Origin of the sequence: Nonomuraea sp. NPDC059194, from assembly GCF_042754765.1 — a bacterium.
Classification (GTDB): domain Bacteria; phylum Actinomycetota; class Actinomycetes; order Streptosporangiales; family Streptosporangiaceae; genus Nonomuraea.
The window spans coordinates 1-19517 of sequence record NZ_JBHZBH010000032.1 but is presented as its reverse complement, the minus strand read 5'-3'; the positions used below and the strand labels follow the sequence as shown (position 1 = coordinate 19517).

General features: G+C 70.6%; 13 protein-coding genes. 7 read left to right on the top strand and 6 right to left on the bottom strand.

Going from position 1 to position 19517, the window contains the following annotated elements; genetic code table 11:
* Nucleotides 1-448: 448 nt before the first annotated feature.
* The gene (locus ACFXJ8_RS31580) at nucleotides 449-1525 is read left to right on the top strand and encodes a MalY/PatB family protein (protein WP_379647632.1); all 1077 of its coding nucleotides are present in this window, start codon (nucleotides 449-451) and stop codon (nucleotides 1523-1525) included.
* Nucleotides 1526-1852: 327 nt separating this feature from the next.
* Here the strand turns inward: ACFXJ8_RS31580 and ACFXJ8_RS31575 are convergent, their stop codons facing one another.
* Both ACFXJ8_RS31575 and leuS read right to left on the bottom strand, forming a co-directional pair.
* Nucleotides 1853-5011, bottom strand: coding sequence for a PDZ domain-containing protein (locus ACFXJ8_RS31575; protein WP_379647631.1), 3159 nt, complete (start codon nucleotides 5009-5011; stop codon nucleotides 1853-1855).
* Between the two features lie 225 nt (nucleotides 5012-5236).
* Nucleotides 5237-7717 carry a leucine--tRNA ligase gene (leuS, locus tag ACFXJ8_RS31570; protein ID WP_379647630.1) on the bottom strand — a complete coding sequence of 827 codons (2481 nt, stop codon included), beginning with the start codon at nucleotides 7715-7717 and terminating at the stop codon, nucleotides 5237-5239.
* Nucleotides 7718-8227: 510 nt separating this feature from the next.
* Between leuS and ACFXJ8_RS31565 the strand changes: the two genes are divergently transcribed.
* Complete coding sequence (locus ACFXJ8_RS31565) at nucleotides 8228-9823, top strand: hypothetical protein (protein ID WP_379647629.1); 1596 nt, start codon at nucleotides 8228-8230, stop codon at nucleotides 9821-9823.
* A gap of 43 nt (nucleotides 9824-9866) precedes the next feature.
* On the opposite strand, the gene ACFXJ8_RS31560 is transcribed toward ACFXJ8_RS31565, so the two are convergent.
* Nucleotides 9867-11108, bottom strand: a complete 1242-nt coding sequence (locus ACFXJ8_RS31560) for a cytochrome P450 (RefSeq protein WP_379647628.1) — start codon at nucleotides 11106-11108, stop codon at nucleotides 9867-9869.
* 125 nt (nucleotides 11109-11233) lie between these two features.
* On the opposite strand from ACFXJ8_RS31560, the gene ACFXJ8_RS31555 reads away from it, so the two are divergent.
* Nucleotides 11234-12430 carry a beta-ketoacyl-[acyl-carrier-protein] synthase family protein gene (locus ACFXJ8_RS31555; protein WP_379647627.1) on the top strand — a complete coding sequence of 399 codons (1197 nt, stop codon included), beginning with the start codon at nucleotides 11234-11236 and terminating at the stop codon, nucleotides 12428-12430.
* A 9-nt stretch (nucleotides 12431-12439) separates the two neighbouring features.
* Here the strand turns inward: ACFXJ8_RS31555 and ACFXJ8_RS31550 are convergent, their stop codons facing one another.
* From ACFXJ8_RS31550 to ACFXJ8_RS31540, 3 genes are read right to left on the bottom strand one after another with little or no spacing between them, the layout of a single operon-like run.
* The gene (locus ACFXJ8_RS31550) at nucleotides 12440-13291 is read right to left on the bottom strand and encodes an alpha/beta fold hydrolase (RefSeq protein ID WP_379647626.1); all 852 of its coding nucleotides are present in this window, start codon (nucleotides 13289-13291) and stop codon (nucleotides 12440-12442) included.
* A complete protein-coding gene (locus ACFXJ8_RS31545) occupies nucleotides 13291-14520 on the bottom strand; it encodes a cytochrome P450 (RefSeq protein ID WP_379647625.1) in 1230 nt (409 codons plus the stop codon). The genes ACFXJ8_RS31550 and ACFXJ8_RS31545 overlap by 1 nt, the downstream gene beginning before the upstream one ends.
* A 28-nt stretch (nucleotides 14521-14548) precedes the next feature.
* Nucleotides 14549-16114 carry a GMC family oxidoreductase gene (locus ACFXJ8_RS31540; RefSeq protein ID WP_379647624.1) on the bottom strand — a complete coding sequence of 522 codons (1566 nt, stop codon included), beginning with the start codon at nucleotides 16112-16114 and terminating at the stop codon, nucleotides 14549-14551.
* 129 nt (nucleotides 16115-16243) lie between these two features.
* On the opposite strand from ACFXJ8_RS31540, the gene ACFXJ8_RS31535 reads away from it, so the two are divergent.
* The 4 genes from ACFXJ8_RS31535 (at nucleotide 16244) to ACFXJ8_RS31520 (ending at nucleotide 19398) form a co-directional block, all read left to right on the top strand.
* Nucleotides 16244-17779: a long-chain fatty acid--CoA ligase gene (locus ACFXJ8_RS31535; protein WP_379647623.1), complete on the top strand. Its 1536-nt coding sequence runs from the start codon at nucleotides 16244-16246 to the stop codon at nucleotides 17777-17779.
* Nucleotides 17780-17839: 60 nt separating this feature from the next.
* On the top strand, nucleotides 17840-18277 hold the full coding sequence (locus ACFXJ8_RS31530; protein ID WP_379647622.1) for a MarR family winged helix-turn-helix transcriptional regulator: 438 nt from the start codon (nucleotides 17840-17842) through the stop codon (nucleotides 18275-18277).
* A 71-nt stretch (nucleotides 18278-18348) separates the two neighbouring features.
* Nucleotides 18349-18813, top strand: coding sequence for a hypothetical protein (locus ACFXJ8_RS31525; RefSeq protein ID WP_379647621.1), 465 nt, complete (start codon nucleotides 18349-18351; stop codon nucleotides 18811-18813).
* A gap of 24 nt (nucleotides 18814-18837) precedes the next feature.
* A complete protein-coding gene (locus tag ACFXJ8_RS31520; RefSeq protein WP_379647620.1) occupies nucleotides 18838-19398 on the top strand; it encodes a hypothetical protein in 561 nt (186 codons plus the stop codon).
* Nucleotides 19399-19517: the final 119 nt, after the last annotated feature.

Genomic DNA, 19517 nt, shown 5'->3' with positions numbered 1-19517 from the left:
GAAGGCGTGGGTCTTCCCCGGCTGGTTCGCAGTGCCAATCAGCGGCGCGGTGCGCGGGTCCCCGATCCTGGGTCGCGGAGCGGCGTGGGCGTGTCGCGAGCGCCGATTCGGGCTGCTGATCAGCGGCGGTGGTCGGGTGGCGGATCACGGAAGGCGTGCTCCCGATCCTGGTCGCGGAGCGGTGTGGGCGTGTCCCGAGCGCGGGTTCGGGGTGCTGAGCAGCGCCGCGATGATCGGCGTGCTCTAGGGGGTGGGCTGGGAGCGGCCCGAGGGTCCCGCGCGCTGATTCGGGGTGCTGAGCGGTGGTCGAGTGGCTGCGGCGGAGTGGTGGGCTCGCGCGTTCCGGACGGGTCTTCGTGTGCGCACAGCACCGCGCCCCCTTCAATGGACGAAAGCCTGCAACCCAGGCCCTTCGGACATTCGGCGCATCCTGGGTGACACTGATCGGGTGGACGATACCTTCCTCCGCCCCACCAAAGACGGCCTGAAATGGGCGAACGCCGGTCCTGACGTCATCGCCTGCTGGATCGCCGACATGGACTTCCCCACCGCCCCCGCGATCGTCGAGGCACTTCAGCGGCGCGCCCGTGGCGACCTCGGGTACCCGACATGGGCGGCCGAACCGCAGGCGGGCCCGCTGGCCGAGACGTTCGCCGAGCGCATGCTCGTCCGGTACGGCTGGGCCGCCGACCCGTCAGCCGTCCGTGCCTTCTCCGACCTCAACCAGGCACTCCAGGTGGTCCTCCACCTCGCCACCGAACCCGGCGACGCGGTCGCGATGCACACCCCGGCGTACCCGCCGTTCCTCGGCACGATCGAGGAGATGGGCCGCATGCTGCGCACCGACCTGTCGGATCTGGCCGGTTGCCGCACGCTCCTCCTGGTCAACCCGCACAACCCGACGGGCAAGGTCTTCACCAGGTCCGAGCTGTCCGCCCTGGCCGAACAGGTGGAACGGCACGACCTGCTGGTCATCTCGGACGAGGTCCACGCCGACCTGGTGTACGCCCCAGCCGAACACATCCCGTTCGCCTCGATCCTGCCCGAACGCACGATCACGCTCACGTCCGCCACCAAGGCCTTCAACCTCGGCGGGGTCCGCTGCGCGCTGGCCCACCTCGGCCCGCCCCGGATCCGCGAGGCGCTCCAGGCACAGCCCTCCTTCCTGTACGGCGCGGCGAACGTGTTCGGCGTCGAGGCCACGGTGGCCGCCTGGAAGCACGCCGACGGATGGCTGCGCGACACCATGACCGTCCTGGACCGCAACCGGCGCCTGATCGCCTCGCGAGTTCCGGGGTACGTGGCGCCTGAGGCTACCTATCTGGCGTGGCTCGACCTGGGGCGTCCGGGGATGACCGAGGTGCTGGAGCGGGAGGCGCGGATCCTGGTGAGCGACGGGGCGGCTTTCGGGCCCGGCGGGGAGACGTTCGTCAGGATCAACTTCGCGACCTCGACGGGGATCGTGAGCGAGGTCCTGGATCGGCTTGGACGGGTGTGCTCGCTCCCGGAGCACGCGCTGCCGTAACTCTGGCCTTGGGCGCGTGTGCTCGATTCCGGAGCACGCGCTGCCGTAACCCTGGCCTTGGGCGTGTGCTCGCTCCCGGAGCACCCGCTACCGTAACCCCGGCCACGGCCACGACACGCGGCGAAGCGGCGGCTCGCGCCCAAGGGGTGCGGGAAGAGTGGCGGTCGCCCATGCGATCAGGGTGGCGGCCTTCTGGCGCGGGAGACAACGGCGCACGATCGAGGCGGGGTCAGTGGCAAGCTCCACAAGCAGACGGCGACGACGGTGGCGCGCGCCCGCCCCTCCAGACACCCGACGGTGTCGGAGTCGCGAGGGGCGGGCGGGTGGCTACTGCGCGGCCGGAGGGAGTTCCGGGGGTGTGGCGGCCGGGTGGTCGTTCAGCGCCGCCAACGCCAGTTCGACCGCCTTCTCCAGTTGCGGGTCCCGCCCCGCCACCCGGTCCTGGGGCGTGATGACCACCTCGACGTCAGGGTCGACGCCGTAGTTCTCCAACTTCCACCCCTCGCCGTCCAGCCAGAACGAGTACCGGGGCTGGGTGACGAGCGTGCCGTCCACCAGCTGGTACCGTCCGTCGATCCCGATCACCCCGCCCCACGTGCGGGTGCCGACCAGGGGTCCGAGCCGACGGTGCTTGATGCCCGCGCTGACGATGTCCCCGTCGGACCCCGCGAACTCGTCGGTGACCGCGACGATCGGGCCGCGGGGGGAGTCCTCGGGGTAGCGCATCGGCTCGTAGCCTCGCGAGATCGCCCACCCTGACACCTTGCGCGACAGCTTCTCCAGCACCAGTTCGGAGGTGTGCCCGCCACTGTTGCCGCGCACGTCCACGATCAGCCCTTCCTGCGGCATCTCGGTGCGCAGGTCGCGGTGGAACTGGGCCCAGCCGCTGGCCACCATGTCGGGCACGTGCAGGTAGCCGAGCCGGCCGCCGGAGGCCTGCCTGACGTAGGCGCGCCGGTTCTCCACCCAGTCGTGGTAGCGCAGCGCGGTCTCGTCGGACAGCGGCGTCACGACCACACGTCGGGTGTCACCGCCGGAGGCGGGCCTGATCGTCAGCTCGACGGGCTGCTCGGCCGTACCGGCGAGGAGGGGGTGCGGGCCGCGCACCGGGTCGACGGGCCGGCCGCCGACGGCGACGATCGCGTCACCCTCGCGGACGGCGACGCCGGGGGCCAGCAGCGGCGAGCGGGCGGCGTGGTCGGAGGACTCGCCCGGCAGGATCCTGGTGACGACCCACGAGCCGTCCTGGAGGGCGAGGTCGGCACCGAGCAGTCCCTGGCGCCGCTTGGGGTCGATGGCGCCGCCGTTGGGACGGGCGTAGGCGTGGGAGGTGGCCAGTTCGCCCTGCACCTCCCACAGCAGGTCGATCAGCTCGGAGTGGGCGCCGATGCGTTCGACCAGCGGCGCGTAGCGGGCCAGGGTGGCGGGCCAGTCGACGCCGTTCATGTCCTCGCGCCAGAAGTGGTCGCGCATGAGGCGTCCTGCCTCGTGGTAGGCCTGCCGCCACTCGGCCACCGGGTCGACGGTGACGGTGATCCGGTCGAGGTCGATGGTGATGACCTCGTCGCCTTCGCTCGCCGATCGGGTCTGCAGGCCGTTCTTGCCGTTGACGACCAGGCGGGTGCCGTCACCGCTGACCTCGAAGGCGCGCACCTCCTTGCCGATCTCCGACTTGGCGCGCTTGTTGAGGTCGTAGCGTTCGAGCACGACCTCCTCGCGCTCGTTGCCGTCGCCGAGTTCGCCGGTGAGCGGGTGTCGCAGCCACAGCAGCGCGTCCTTGGTGGTGCGCAGGTTGGTGTAGCGCCCGGCGGGGACGGGGACGGCCACGACGCGGGCGGGCAGGCCGTCGGCGTCCACCTCCGTGGCGGGTTTGTCCTTCTTGTCCTTGCCGCCCTCGGAGGAGTCCGAGGAGGAGTCGGGGGACTCTCCGTTGAAGCCGCGACCCTCCAGTGAGGGGGCGAACGGCGAGGGCGTGGTCGCCCGCAGTGGCACCAGGTACGGCTTGGCCCCCGCGGGGAACGACAGGTCGAACACGTGCGCGTCGTAGACGGGGTCGAACGTCCTGATCGACAGGAACGCCAGGTGCTTGCCGTCCTTGGTGAACACGGGCGCGTAGTCGCTGAAGCGCTGCGAGGTCACCTCGATGGTGGAGGTGCCGTCGATACGGCCCATCTTGATCTGACGCAGCGGCTCGTGGTGCGGGTGCGACCAGGCCAGCCAGGCCGAGTCGGGCGAGAACGTGATGCCGTTGATGTCGCCGTTGGCGGTCCTGTCGAGCTCCCTGATGGCGCCGGTGGAGGTGTCGACGACGAGCAGGCGCCCGTCGTGGGTGGCCAGCGCGACGTGCCTGCCGTCGGGCGCCGCGGCCAGGTCGAGTACTCGCCCGATCTCGCCGGAGGCCAGCGTGCGGAGCTCACCGCCGGGGCGGCCGATCTCCAGCGCGTCCTCGCCGGTCGCGTCGCTGACCCAGACGGCCTGGCCGTCCTCGCCGAGGACACGGGGCAGCCGTACCCTGACGCCGGGCTCGGCGCGCAGCACGCCCGAGGGGCCGTCGCGGTGGGTCACCCAGTGGGCGCTGCCGCGGATCTCGACGGCGCTGGCCCTGCCGCCCGCATCGGGCGCGAAGTCGCCGATCCGGCTCGGCGCCGGGCGCCGGCCGCGTGCGGGGCGCGGTCCGCCCAGCCTGATCTCCAGCGGGTACGGCTCGCCGTCGAGCGAGTCGAGCACCCACAGGTCGCCCGCGTGGCTATAGATCACCCTGGTGCCGTCGGTGGCGGCGTGCCGGGCGTAGAACTCCTCGTGCGGCGTGTGCCGCCGCAGGTCGGAGCCGTCAGGCAGGGCGGAGTAGAGGTTGCCGACGCCCTCGTGGTCGGCCAGGAAGGCGATCCGGTCGCCGAGCCACACGGCCGACCAGTATTGCGCGATGCTGTCGCCGAACAGCCTGGTGAACTCGCCCGATCCGGCGGCGTCGATCCAGATCTTGGCGGCGGTGCCACCGCGGTAGCGCTTCCACTGCGACGGCTCGCGCCACACCGGGGAGACGCTCACCACGCCGCCGTCCGCGTTCGCGTCCGCCTCGCTCACCCATCCGTACGGCAGGCGCTCGGCCTGACCGCCGTCCAGCGGTACGGCGTAGGCCCACGTCCTGTCGCGCGAGGCCTGCCCGGTCGCGCTGATCGCCAGGACCCTGCCGTCGGGAGTCCAGCCGCGCACGCCGGTCGTCGGGCTGCCCCAGTGGGTCAGCCGTTCGCCCTCTGGCCCGTCGATCTCCGCCGCGAACGCCTCGGGCGCACCCTCGCGGGTGCTGGTCCAGGCCAGCCGGGTGCCGTCGGGCGAGAAGCGGGGGTGGGAGACGGGAGTGCGCTCGGCGGTGAACCGCCAGGCCCTTCCACCGTCCAGGGGGGCGAGCCAGACGTCGTCGTCGGCCACGAACGTGATCAGGTCTCCGTACAGATGCGGATACCTTAGGTAAGCGCCAATTGTCACAAGTGCACACTAATGCGCGCCTCGCCGCCAGCCGAAGATTTTTCTCCTGGAGGAACGGCGATGCCCCCGCTCAGCGTTCCTGTCATCGGCCGTCAGGTACAAGACGTGACGGCGGGCCGCGAAGTCCCGCTGGAGTACGCGTGACAAGCGGACGGCCACCGAGTGACCCCGGTGGCCGTGACCCCGCTTGCCGTACGGAAGGCTCGAAAAGCCGCGCGCGAACGCCTACGGGACGATGTTGACCAGCTTCGGCGCGCGGACGATCACCTTGCGCGGCTCGCCCGGCACCAGCGCCCGCACCTTCTCCGAGGCCAGCGCCAGCTCCAGCAGGTCGCCCTCGGAGATGTCGGGCGAGACCTCCAGCCGGTCGCGCACCTTGCCCGCGACCTGGACGACCGCCGTCACCGAGTCCTGTACCAGCAGCGCGGGCTCGGCCACCGGCCAGCCCGCGTGGAAGACCGAGCCGGTGCGCCCCATCCGCTCCCAGCCCTCTTCGCTGGTGTACGGCGCGGCCAGCGACAGCATGACCGCCAGCACCTCCGCGCCCTCGCGGACCGCGGGGTCGGCGGCGCCGGGGCCGGAGTCGATCGCCCTGCGGATGGCCGAGGTCAGCTCCATCATGCGCGCCACCGCCACGTTGAAGCGGTGGGACTCGACCAGCTTGGTGACCTCGTCGATGGTCCGGTGGGTGAACTTGCGCAGCTCCAGGTCGCCGCCCTCGAAGGAGACGCCGGGCTCGCCGGCCACCTCGGCGAAGACCCGGAAGGCCCTGGCCAGGAACTTCTGCGAGGCGGCGGGCGAGACGTCGGCCCAGTCGATGTCGTCCTCGGGCGGACCGGCGAACACCATCGTCAGGCGGACCGCGTCGACGCCGAACGCGTCGATCTGCTGGCCCAGGTCGACGCCGTTGCCCAGCGACTTGGACATCGCCTTGCCCTGGTTGATGACCTGGCCCTGGTTCAGCAGGCGGGTGAACGGCTCGGTGAAGTCGACCATGCCCATGTCGTGCAGGACCTTGGTGAAGAACCTGGAGTAGAGCAGGTGCAGCACCGCATGCTCGACGCCGCCGACGTACTGGTCGACCGGGCCCCACTGGCGGACCTTCTCGACATCGAACGGGCCGTCGGCGTAGGTCGGGTCGGTGTAACGCAGGTAGTACCAGGAGCTGTCGACGAAGGTGTCCATCGTGTCGGTGTCGCGCTGGGCGGCGCCGCCGCACTTGGGGCACTCGACGTTGACCCACTCGCTCGCGCCGGCCAGCGGGGAGATGCCCTTCGGGGCCAGCGCCTCGCCGCGCAGGTCGGGCAGCGTGACGGGCAGCTGGTCGTCGGGGACGGGGACCTCGCCGCAGTCGGGGCAGTGGATGATCGGGATCGGGGTGCCCCAGAACCGCTGGCGCGACAGCAGCCAGTCGCGCAGGCGGAAGTTGACCGTGGCGGTGCCGGTGCCGCGCTCCTCCAGCACCTCGATGATCTTGGCGATCGCTTCGACCTTGCTCAGGCCGTCCAGCGGGCCGGAGTTGACCAGCAGGCCCTCGCCGGGGGTGGCGACGCCGGTCTCGCCCGGGTCGGCCAGGCCGGTGTGGACGACCACCTTGACCGGCAGGTTGAAGGCGCGGGCGAAGTCGAGGTCGCGCTGGTCGTGCGCGGGCACGGCCATGATGGCGCCGTGGCCGTAGTCGGACAGCACGTAGTCGGCGGCCCAGACGGGGATGCGCTCGCCGTTGACCGGGTTGATCGCGTAGCGGCCCAGGAAGACGCCCGTCTTGTCCTTCTCGGTGGACAGCCGCTCGATGTCGCTCAGCTTGGCGACCTCGGCGCGGTAGGCCTCGAAGGCCTCCCTGTGGTCGTCGTCGCAGATCTCCTCGGCCAGCGCCGAGTCGACGGCGGCGACGAAGAACGTCGCGCCGTACAGGGTGTCGGGGCGGGTGGTGTAGACGGTGACGGGCTCGTCGCGGCCCTCGATCTCGAACTTCACGTCGGCGCCGGTGGAGCGGCCGATCCAGTTGTTCTGCATGGCCAGCACGCGGTCGGGCCAGCCGCCCTGCAACTGGTCCATGTCGTCCAGCAGCCGCTGCGCGTAGTCAGTGATCTTGAAGTACCACTGGGTCAGCTCGCGGCGGACGACCTCGGCGCCGCAGCGCTCGCACCGGCCCGCGACGACCTGCTCGTTGGCCAGCACGGTCTGGTCGTTGGGGCACCAGTTGACCAGGCCGCCCTTGCGGTAGGCCAGGCCGCGCTCGAAGAAGCGGATGAACAGCCACTGAGTCCACTTGTAGTACTCGGCGTCGCTGGTGTGCAGGCGCCTGGACCAGTCGAAGGAGATCGCGTAGCGCTTGAACGAGGCCGCCTGGGTCTCGATGTTGGCGTAGGTCCACTCGGCGGGGTGGGCGTTGCGCTTGATCGCCGCGTTCTCCGCGGGCAGGCCGAAGGAGTCCCAGCCGATGGGGTGCAGGACGTTGTAGCCCTTCTGGAACCAGTAGCGCGCCACGACGTCGCCCAGGCCGAACGCCTCCGCGTGGCCCATGTGGAGGTCGCCCGACGGGTACGGGAACATGTCGAGCAGGTAGCGCCGCTCCCGGGTGTCGGCGGCGTCCTCGCTCGCCCGGAAGGGGTCCTGTTCCTCCCACCGCTGCTGCCACTTGGCCTGCAGCGCCTGCGGATCGTACTCACTCACGGCGATTTTCCTTCGGTTGGCTTGACCCATAAGAAAACCCCTCGTTCCCGCAACGAGGGGTTGCCGCGACGGCGGGAGTTCAGCTCGACGGCCGTCGCGGCCCGCTAAGAAGCTGGGTCGCGGAACGCATACGTCAAGACTAGCGCAGCCCGCAACTCCTCGTCTTCCGGGAAAGCCATGTCCGGAGCAGGATCCCCGGGCACAATGGACGTTTCTGCTACTGCGAGACCCGTTGGTGAAGCATGCAGCGTTTCCTCGCTGTTCCCACCCGACTACCTACGCCCCATGTGCCCGCTTATGTCCCTTTAGATTACTCTCGTCACCGTGGCGCGCCCAGCTGAGCCCGGATGGGACCCCGACGACCTGCCCATGCAGGACCCGCCGACCGATCCCACCGGCTTCTCACGTTTTGCTGCGGAACTACCGGCTTCGCATGAGATCATGCCGGGTGCGTCCAATCCGGACATAACCTCGGGAGGTACGGCAGCAATGGCAACGGAGAATTCCGGAGCGTCACCCTTGCCGCCGTCCTGGCCTGACGTGCCGACGTCGTGGCCCGAGGTACCGCGCGACGAGCCCGTTCCCACCTCCTGGCCGGAGTCCGGGCGCATCGAGCCCGCCTCGGGCTCGTGGCCCGAGGCCCCTCGCGCCGGTGGTTCGGCGCCCGCCTGGCCCGAGCAGTCGCCGCCGGCCCGTGATCCGCTGCCGGCCTGGTCCAACCTGTCCAGCCCCGCGCCGTGGCCGCCGAGGGACGCTGCGGCGACGCCGTCCGGGGCCGACCCGCTCGGCATCGACCCGTCCGACCCCTTGGGTGCGGGCACCAGCCCCTCCCACCCGCGCCTCGACCCGCTCGGACCGGGTACCAACCCCTCCCACCCGCGCCTCGACCCGCTCGGGTCCCAGCAGCAGACGGGGCATCCGGGCGCGGGCCACCCCCAGGCGAGTGACCCTCGGGCCGGTGACCCACTCGGCGCCGGTGGTCCCGCCGGGAGCATGCCGCCCCAGCCCGGCCACGGGCACCTCCAGCACGGCCCCATGGGCGACGGCATGCGTAACGGCCACGCCGCGTCCCCCGGCGGCCCCGGACTCGGCGCTCCAGGACACGGCGCCCCAGGACTCGGCGCTCCAGGACACGGCGCCCCCGGCTCCGGCGCTCATGGACAAGGCGCTCATGGACAAGGCGCTCACGGACACGGCGGTCCCTCACAGGGCGCTTCGCCACAGGGCTCGCCCGGTGAGCCGCGGCCGGGCGCCAACCTGAGCCGCGACCCCTCCGACCCCGACAACCGCTTCGTCACCGCCGGACAGATCAGCGGCTCCCGCACCCCGCCGCCCGAGCGGCAGCAGGAGCTCTGGGACACCGTCTTCGGCGACAACTACGAGGCCATGGGCGAGGACGACGACGGCCCCGGCAAGCCCGTCTGGATCTACGCGCTGGCCGGATCGGTCGCCATCGCGCTGGTCGCCGCCCTGCTGTGGGCCTTCCTCGCGGGCCCGCTGGCCTCGGAGACCTCGGCCGCCCCCATCTCCGACCCGACCTCGACCGGACCCGTCGACAAGAAGCCCCCCACGAAGAAGCCGTCCGTCGGCCGCCTGCCCAGGTTCCAGGGCGAGCCCTCCCCCGTCACGGGCGTCACCGCCGACGCCACCGCCGGCATCTCCGTGCCGCGTCTCGGCGGCCCGTGGAAGCCCGACCTGCGCAGCACCATGAAGTCCACGTACGGCTACAGCACCCGCCAGTTCGCCCTTGCGGGCACCGACGCGGCGGGCAAGGAGGTCGTCGCCCAGGTGATGACCGGCCCGCTTCCCGCCAAGCTGGCCGGCCACTACGCCTCGCCCGACAATCTCGAGCCGGTGATCAAGGCGGTCGTGGTGTCGGCTCGCAAGCTGTACTTCTCCACCCCGAACTCCGCCAGGAAGACCGCCACCCAGGCGCTGAAGGTCGGCGGCATGCCCGCGCAGCTCAACGCCTACGAGGTCACGGTCGACGGGGTGAAGACGACCGTGGTCGCCGCGGCGATCAGCACGGGCGCGGACGTGCCCGCGATCGTCTACATGTCGGTCCCGACGGAGCACAAGGAACTGCTGCCCGACATCAACAGCGTCTTCAGGCAGATCAAGCCGACCGCCTCCTGACAGCCCGGCGGGAGGTCGGTCGGCGGGGGTCAGTCGGCGGAGGTCAGAACGTGCACTCCATGTGCTTGATGCCGTTGATGAAGGCGGAGTGCAGCCGGTTGGGCCTGCCGCCCTCGAGGCCGGGCACCCGGTGCAGCAGTTCGCGGAACATCACCGTGATCTCCCTGCGCGCCAGGTGAGCGCCGAGGCAGAAGTGGGGGCCAGGCCCGCCGTAGCCGACGTGGGGGTTGGGGTTGCGGGTGATGTCGAAGACGTGGGGGGCGGTGAAGACGGCGGCGTCCCTGTTGGCCGACCAGTAGAACAGGACGGCCTTCTCGCCCGCCTTGTAGAGGTGGCCGTTCATCTCGAAGTCGCGGGTGAGCTTGCGGCGCATGAAGTTGACCGGCGAGGCCAGCCGTACGATCTCCTCCACCGTGCCGGGCAGGTGCGCCTCCATGTCGGACAGCAGCAGGGCCCGCTGGGAAGGGTTCTTGGTGAGCAGGCGCAGGCCGTAGGAGATGGCGTTGCGGGTGGTCTCGTTGCCCGCCACGACGAGCAGGATGAAGAAGGAGCCGAGCTCCTGCAGCGTGAGCCGCTCGCCGTCGAGGTTGGCGTTGACCAGCGCGGAGGTCAGGTCGTTCGTGGGGTGCTCGGCGCGGTAGGCGGCCAGGTCCTGCACGAGCTGCTGGAGCTCGAAGCCCGCGTTGAGCAGGCGGGTGGCGATGTCGCCGATGTCCGGTCCGGTGTATTCGGGGTCGAAGCCGCCGAGGATGAAGTTCGAGCGGTCGAAGACGAACTGGTAGTCCTTCTCCGGGATGCCCATCATGTCGCAGATGATCTTCAATGGCAGCCGGGCGGCCACCTCGGTGACGAAGTCGCAGCCGGGCCCCTTGGCCAGCAGGTCGTCGACGATGCGGGCGGCGGCGGACTCGACGTCGGCCTCGAACTGCTTGATCATCTTGGGGGTGAAGGCCCGCGAGACGATCCGGCGCAGCCTGGCGTGCCGCGGGTCGTCCATGTTGATCATCGAGCCGAAGTACTCGGCGAACTCGGCGGGCATGTCGGGAATGTTGGTCGCGCCGCCGTCGCCCGAGCAGAAGACCGCGGGGTTGCGGCTGGCCTCGAGGATGTCGGCGTGCCGTACCAGAGCGTGGTAGCCGGGCCCCTTCGGCGCGAAGGACACCTCCATCTCCTCGAAGAAGACGGGCTCGTCGAGCGCGCGCAGCCGCGCGAACGCCGCCTCGCGCTCGGCCATGGGCAGTGCCCAGAAGGCCTGGTCCGACAGGTCGAAGTCCACGGCAGTCATGAACCCCATAGTTAGCGAAAGTGACCACTTACGTCAAGATTGTGTGCGGGTCCGACAAGATCCCGTGCCGACGTTCGTCGGATGCGTCAACCACGCGGGCGATCTCTACCCTGCAGCGTGGAGGCATGAGATCTGACGTGGTGATCACCGGGCTCGGCGCGACCACCCCGCTGGGCGGGAGCGTGCAGGCGACGTGGGAAGGGCTGCTGGCCGGGCGCTCGGGCGTGCGGAAGACGGAGTGGGACCTGCCCGCGCGGATCGCGGCGCCGCTGGCCGACGACCCCGCCGAGGTGCTCGGCAGACCGCTGGCCCGCCGCCTCGATCGCTGCGAGCAGGTGGCCCTGGTCGCGGCGCGGGAGGCGTGGGCCGACGCGGGCAGCCCCGAGGTCGATCCGGTACGGCTGGCCGTGGTGATCGGCACGGGCACCGGCGGCGCGCTGACCATGCTCGGCCAGGACGACATCCTGGAGAAGGAGGGCGTGCGCAGGGTCTCGCCGCACACGATTCCCATGCTCATGGCCAACGGCCCGGCCGCCTGGGTCAGCATCGAGCTCGGCGCGCGCGGCGGCGCCCACACTCCCGTCAGCGCGTGCGCGTCAGGCTCGGAGGCGATCGCGCTGGGCCTCGACCTGATCAGGCTGGGCAGGGCGGACGTCGTGGTCGCCGGCGGCGCGGAGGCGTGCGTCCACCCGCTGACGCTGGCCGGGTTCGCGCAGGCCAGAACGCTGTCGAAGCGCAACGACGAGCCCGAGCGGGCCTCCAGGCCGTTCGACGTGGGCAGGGACGGGTTCGTCCTGGGTGAAGGGGCGGGCCTGGTGGTGCTGGAGCGGGTCGAGTTCGCCGCCGCGCGCGGCGCCCGCGTGCTGGCCACGCTGGCGGGGGCGGCGATCACGTCGAACGCGGTCCACATCACCGCTTCCGACGTCGAAGGCCAGTCCAGGGCGATCACGACGGCGCTGCGGGAGGCGGAGCTCGACCCGGCCGACGTGGGGCACGTCAGCGCGCACGCCACTTCCACCCCCGAGGGCGACCCCGTGGAGGCTGCGGCGATCGGCAGGGCGGTCGGCGGGCATCCGTCGGTGACCGCGATCAAGTCGATGATCGGCCATCTCTGCGGGGGCGCGGGCGGCGTGGCGGCCGTCGCGGCCGTGCGCTCGATCATGGCGGGCCTGGTGCCGCCGACCGTCAACCTCGACGCGCTCGACCCGGCGATCGAGCTCGACGTGGTGCGGGGGTCGGCCGCCCCGCTGCCCCGCGGCGCGGTCCTGGTCAACGCGTTCGGGTTCGGCGGCCACAACGTCAGTTTGGTGCTGGGCGGATAGCCCGCCTGCTCAGGCCCGCAGCCAGGACAGGATCAGGTCGTTGACCTCTCGGGGGCGTTCGAGGTGGAGGAAGTGGCCCGCTCCCGCGACCCTTTCCGCCCTGGAGCCCTCGGGCAGGTGGGCGAGCGCGTCCTTGGCCAGGTGCTCGCCGAGGCAGCCGTCCTGGGCGCCGTGCAGGTAGAGGACAGGCCGGTCGGGGGCGGGAGGTGCGGGGTAGCGGCCTGAGGGCGGCGTGGTGCCGAGCATGGCGCGGTAGTAGCCGATGGCGGCGGCCAGGTTGGCGGGCGCGCCGATGCTGTGGCGGACGAACTCCAGGTCGCGGGTGGCGTCGTAGCCGGGCGACCAGTCGCGCCACAGGCCCTCGATGAAGCCGGGCGTGGCGGCGGCGCTCTCGGCCAGGCCGGTCTGGAACAGGAAGACGTAGAAGGAGCGCTTGAGCTGCTCGTACTCCGTGAAGCCGCCCAGCAGCGCGCCGACCGGCGGTACGGCAAGGGCCACCGACCTGCGGAAGCGGCCGGTCGTGCCGTACACGGGGACGGCACCCCAGTCGTGGCCGATGATCACGGCCTGCTCGTCGCCGCCGAGCTCCTCGTGCAGGGACACCACGTCGGCGACGAGCGCCGCCGCCTCGTAGGCGCCGTCGGCGGGGACCTCGGTGGGCGCGTAGCCGCGAAGGAACGGCGCGACCGCGCGGTAGCCGTGCGCGGCCAGCTCGGGCATCAGGTGGCGCCAGGTGTGCGCGGTGTCGGGAAAGCCGTGCAGGCACAGGGCGAGGGGGCCATCACCTAAGGCCAGATATGCGAACTCCAGCCCGTTGGCGTGGACTGTCCTGATCTCCATGGCGGCCAGTCTGCCACGCATCAGTGCTCGTACCGCAGGCGCTTGACGCCGTTGATGAAGTTCGACAGCAGGAGGTCGGGCTCGCCCACCGCGCGGATGGCGGGCAGCCTGGTGAACAGCTCGCGGAACATCACGGTCATCTCCCTTCGGGCCAGGTGCGCGCCGAGGCAGTAGTGCGGTCCAGGGCCGCCGAAGCCGACGTGCGGGTTGGGGTCGCGGGTGATGTCGAAGACGTCGGGGTCGGCGAAGACCGACTCGTCCCTGTTGGCGGAGTTGTAGAAGAGCAGCACCTTGTCGCCCTTGCGGTACATCCCGTGGTCCCTGGTGACGGTCCTGCGGAACTGGATCACCGGGGTGGAGTAGCGCACGATCTCGTCGCACGCCTTGACGATCCGCCCGTCGAAGTCGGCCATGAGGTGCTCGCGCTGCTCGGGATGGTCGGTGAACAGCTTGAGCCCGTAGGCGATCGCGTTGCGGGTGGTCTCGCTGCCCGCCACGACCAACAGGATGAAGAACGAGCCCAGCTCCTGGGAGGTGAGCCGCTCCTCGCCGTTGACCAGCAGGCTGACCAGGTCGCCCGTGGGGCGCCTGCGCCGCTCGTCGCCGAGCCTGGCGGCCAGCCGGTTGAGCGAGTGGCCGGCGTGCAGGAGCTTGCCGAGGCCCTTGGCGACGTTCCACCGGTCGAGGTCGGGCCCGATGCCGGTGTACTCGGGGTCGGCGTTGCCGAGGATCACATTGGTACGGCGCAGCACCATGTCATGAAATTTCGGTGGAATCCCCATCATGTCGCAGATGACGCGGACCGGGAGCCTGGCGGCGATCTGCTCGACGAAGTCGCCAGGCCCTTCCTTGACCGCCGCGTCGACGATCTCCGCCGCCGCCACGGCCAGGTCGTCCTCCATCTTGGCCAGGATGCGCGGCGTGAACGCCCTGGAGACGATCCTGCGCAGCCTGGCGTGCCGCGGGTCGTCCATGTTGATCAACGAGCCGAAGTAGACCGCCAGCCAGCGCGGCATGTCGGGGATGCTGTTGGAACACGGCTCGCTGCTGAACACCGCGGCGTTGCGGCTGGCCTCGGTCACGTCGGCGTGCCGTACCAGGGCGTAGTAGCCCTCGCCCCCGCCGATGAACGGGACCGCGTTCTCCTTGACGAACACCGGCCGGTCCAGCTCGCGCAGCCGCCTGAAGGCCTCCATCCGCTCGGCCTGCGGAAGCCCCCAGAACGGGATCTGCGCCAGATCGATGTCCATGCCGCCCATCGTTGGCGCAAGTGTTCACTTACGTCAAGGGTCCACGCCGAGCCGCCGCGACCAGCAGGTCCGCCGCCTTCTCACCGATCATGACGGCCGGGGCGTGGGTGTGACCGCGGTTGAGCGTCGGCATGACCGAGGCGTCGGCGACCCGCAGCCCTTCCACTCCGCGCACCCGCAGCTCGGGATCCACCACGGAGCCCGCGTCCGTGCCCATCCTGCAGGTGCCCACGGGGTGGTAGAGGGTCTCGGCGCGCTCGCGCACCCACCGCTCCAGTTCCTCGTCCTCGCTCTGCCCGGCGTAGGGCGCCATCGGCCCCGACGCGTACGGCCGCAGCGCCCCGGTCGCGAAGATCTGCCTGGCCGTCCTGAGCCCCGCCACCAGCCTGCGCAGATCCGCCTCGGCCGACAGGTAGCGGGGGTCGATGACCGCGTCGCGGCCGCTCAGCCCCACCCGTCCCCTGCTCTCGGGCTGCAGCAGCACCGCGCCGATGGTCAGCCCGTGCTCAGTGGGCGCGACGAGCCCGTGCTCGAAGAAGAAGCCGGGCGCGAAGACCAGCTCGATGTCGGGGGCCGGCTCGTCGGGCGAGGTCCTGACGAAGGCGACGGCCTCGCCCACGTTCGTGGTCAGCGGCCCGTTGCGCAGCACCAGGTAGCGCAGCAGGTTGCCGAAACTCTCGGCGGCCTTGGTGAGCGTGATCGGCCGGGGGCAGCTCATGTAGACGGCCGAGGCGAGGTGGTCCTGCAGGTTCCTGCCGACCTCGGGCAGGTCGTGGACCACCGGCACACCGGCCTCTTTCAGTTCTCCCGCCGCGCCGACGCCCGACAGCAGCAGCAGGTGCGGGGAGCCGATCGCGCCCGCCGCAAGGACCACCTCGCGCCTGGCGGTGATCCTGGCCCCACCGTCATGTTCGACGCCCACCGCCCGCCTGCCGTCGAAGACCACCCGCTCGACCCGGGCGCCGGTGACGACGGTCAGATTGCGCCGCCTGAGCACGGGCTTGAGGTAGGCGTCAGCCGCGCTGCACCTGCGGCCGCGGTTCTGGGTGACAGGGGTCGGGCTGTAGCCCTCGTTCGACGGCCCGTTGAGCTCGTCGAGCCTGCTCATGCCCAGTTCCTCGCAGCCCTGGAGGAAGGCCAGCGTGGTGGGGCTGGGGCTGCGCAGTTCGGAGACGTGCACGGGTCCGGCCTCGCCGTACACGCCGCCGGTGTTGCTGCCGACGCGGCGCTCGGCCCTGCGGAAGTACGGCAGGACGTCGTCGTAGCCCCAGCCGGGGACCTGCCACTGGTCGTAGTCGCGCCGGTGTCCACGCACCCACATCTGGGCGTTGAGCGAGGAGGAGCCGCCGAGGACGCGGCCGCGCGGCCAGTAGAGCTCGCGCCCGGCCAGCTCGTCCTGCTTGGCGGTGGAGTAGTTCCAGTCGTAGTCGGTCTTGAAGAGCTTGGCGAAGGCGACGGGCATGCGGATCTCCAGCTTGTCGTCCCGCCCGCCCGCCTCGACCAGCGCCACTGTCACCGAGGGGTCCATGGAAAGCCTGTTGGCCAGCACGCAGCCCGCCGAACCCGCGCCGACGATCACATAGTCATACTCCACAGGACGTGCATACGTCAGCTTGCCCGGCTCGTCCATACTCATCTGTAACCTTTGTTACCTACCGGTTGGTATGTACTTGCTGCCAAGATGTCGCGGGTAGGAGTAAGCGCGAGGGAGGAAGGCCTGCCCATGCTCAACCTGTCGATCGTCCTCGAGGACAGCGCCCGCACCGCGCCCGACGACACGGCCGTCGTCTTCGGCGATATGCGCCTGCCGTACTCCATGGTGGACACGGTCGCCAACCAGGTGGCGAACCTGCTGGTGGCGCGCGGCGTCGGCAAGGGGGACAAGGTCGCGCTCGCCTGTCCGAACGTGCCCTACTTCCCCTTTGTCTACTTCGGCATCCTCAAGGCCGGGGCGACGGTCGTGCCGTTGAACGTGCTGCTGCAGTCGAGGGAGATCGCCTACCACCTCGACGACAGCGACGCCAAGGCGCTGTTCTGCTTCGAGGGCACCCCTGAGCTGCCGCTCGGCGAGCGCGGCAGGGCGGGCTTCGAGGCCGCCGACGGGTGCGAGCACTTCTTCGTGCTGCCGGCCACGCCGCTGGCCACCGAGTCCGTGTACGGCGAGTCGATCTGGGCGGCGCTGAACGGCATGCCGGGCGAGTTCCAGACCGTGCAGACCGCCCCCGACGACACCGCGGTCATCCTCTACACCTCCGGCACCACCGGCCAGCCCAAGGGCGCCGAGCTGAGCCACCAGAACATGCTGATGAACGCCATGGTCAGCGACGAGATGTTCCCGCGCACGCAGGGCGGCGACACCTACCTGGCCGTGCTCCCGCTCTTCCACTCCTTCGGCCAGACCGTCGTGATGAACACCGGTTTCCGCCGCGGCGGCACGCTCGTGTTCATGCCGCGTTTCGAGCCGGGCGAGGCCCTGGGGCTGATACTCAGGGAGAACGTGTCATTCCTCGCGGCCGTGCCGACGATGTTCTGGGGCCTGCTCACCAAGATCCACGCCGAGGGCGCCGAGGTGCCGACCTCGCTCAAGGTCGCCGTGGCCGGCGGCGCCTCCTCCCCCGTCGAGGTGCTGCGCGACTTCGAGCAGACCTTCGGCATCGGCATCCTGGAGGGGTACGGCCTGTCGGAGACCTCCCCCGTGGCCAGCTTCAACCAGCTCGGCCGGCCGACCAAGCCGGGCACCATCGGCACCCCGATCTGGGGCGTGGAGATACGACTGGTCGACAACGACTGGAAGACGATCGAGGGCGAGGGCCCCGGCGAGATCGCCGTCCGCGGTCACAACGTCATGAAGGGCTACTACAACAGGCCCGAGGCGACCGAAGAGGTCATGAACGACGGCTGGTTCCGCACCGGCGACATCGCCACCCGCGACGAGGACGGCTACTACGCCATCATCGACAGGGCCAAGGACATGATCATCCGCGGTGGGTTCAACGTCTACCCGCGCGAGCTCGAAGAGGTCCTGATGACCCACCCCGCGGTCTCACTGGCCGCCGTGGTCGGCATCCCGCACGAGTCGCACGGCGAGGAGATCAAGGCCTACATCATCCCGAACGCGGGCGCCTCGATCACCGAGGACGAGCTGGTGGCCTGGTGCAAGGAGAACATGGCCGCCTACAAGTACCCCCGCGTCGTCGAGTTCCGTGAGAGCCTGCCGATGACCGCCACCGGGAAGATCCTCAAGCGCGAGCTTCGCTGACCGGAACGGGGGATGATATCTTCCTTAGTGCAACACTTGCACAGGAAGAGGAATCCCCCGATGGAACCGAGCGTGGTCTTCCGGCAGTACCTCAGCGCGGTGGTCCTGCACAGCCTGGCCAGCGCCGAATCGGCGGGGCTGAACGCCACCGACCTCTACGCGCTCAACACGCTGGCGCTGTCGGGCCCGCTCACCTCGGGTGAGCTGGCCGTACGCGCGGGGCTCACCACGGGCGCGACCACCAGGCTGATCGACCGCCTGGAGCGCAGCGGCTACGTCAGGCGGGTCGCCGACCCCACCGACCGGCGCAAGGTGATCGTCGAGGCCTCCGGCAGGCCCGCCCGGCTCGACGAGGCGCTCAAGGGGGCCAGGCGGCGGCTGGCGGAGTTGCTGGGCGACTACACCGACGAGCAGCAGGCGACGCTGTTCGACTATTTCGGCAAGGCCGCCAACGCCTTCCAGGAGGCCACCGACGAGCTGACCACCGACCGGGGGTAGGGAGCGCCCCACCTCCGGTCCGGGTGCGCGCAGGGCTGATCCGGCCTGGGTCGTGCGTGGAGACTGCGTGCATGGTCACCGTACAGACAGCCTCCGTTCCGGCCCCCGTCCCTGCCCCCGTCAGGGCCGCCGCCACCCTCTGGTTCGCCGCCGTCGGCGCGGGCGCCTTCGAGGCCGCCCTCGCCGTCGGGCAAGCGATGTCGGCCGGCGCGCCGTTCTCCTCCCTCGCCGGCGGCCTCGCGGTACGGCTGGCGGTCTTCGCCGGCGCCGTCTTCCTCGCGATCCGCCTGCGACAGGGCCGAAACTGGGCCAGGATCGCGCTGGCCCTCACGCTCGGTGTCTTCGGCACCGTGTCACTGGTGATCGAACCCGTCCAGTGGCTGCTGGCGGGCAACTCCGTCACGGCCTTCTTCGCCTCCGCCGACCTGCCCACCTACGCGTTCACGGTCAGCCGCGTCCTGCACCTGGCGGCGGTGCTGGGAGCGATGGTGTTGATGTTTAGTTCTGCGGCGAATACCCACTTCCGGGAAAGATGATGACAACCTGTATCGTTTCCGGACATGCAGAATCGTCTGACCGGAATGCTGGTCGGTGCCGTCTTCGGAGCGGTATTCGTGATCGTCAACGCGCCGGGCCCCCTGGGCTCCGTGATCGCGACCGTCCTTCGAGTGGCCGCGGGTCTCGCCGCGGCGTACGCGATCTTCCTGTGGTTCAGCGCCGGTCGGCGCCTCAGGTCGGGCGCCCAGCCTCCCCAGCCGCCCGAGGGCGGCACCATGTTCGGCCGCGGCTACCTGCTGATCGTCGCCGCGGAGGCGATCCTGCTGTTCGGCGGCCTGCAGGTGCTGCGCCTCATGGAGCGTCCCGTCGAGACGAATGTCGCGTGGGTCGCCCTGATCGTCGGCGTCCACTTCGTCGCGCTGGCCCCGGTGTGGAAGGAGCCCAGCATCCTGATCCCCGGCGTGGGGCTGACCGCGCTCGGGATCATCGGTCTGATCATGTCGTTCACCCCCGCCCTGGCCTGGGTGCCGTTCGTCAGCGGCGTGCTGTCGGGCGTGACGCTCCTGTCGGGAAGCATCGCCTACGCCAGGAAGGGGCTGGCCGCGCTCTCCCCCACCCCGTGACACCCGAGGACCGCGCCCCCCCCGGGGGGGGGCCGGGCACACGACGGGGCGGAACAGGGCCCGCCACCCGGGGGGGGCCCGGCGAGTGTGCGCCCCCCCCCCAAGGGAGCGAGTAGGCC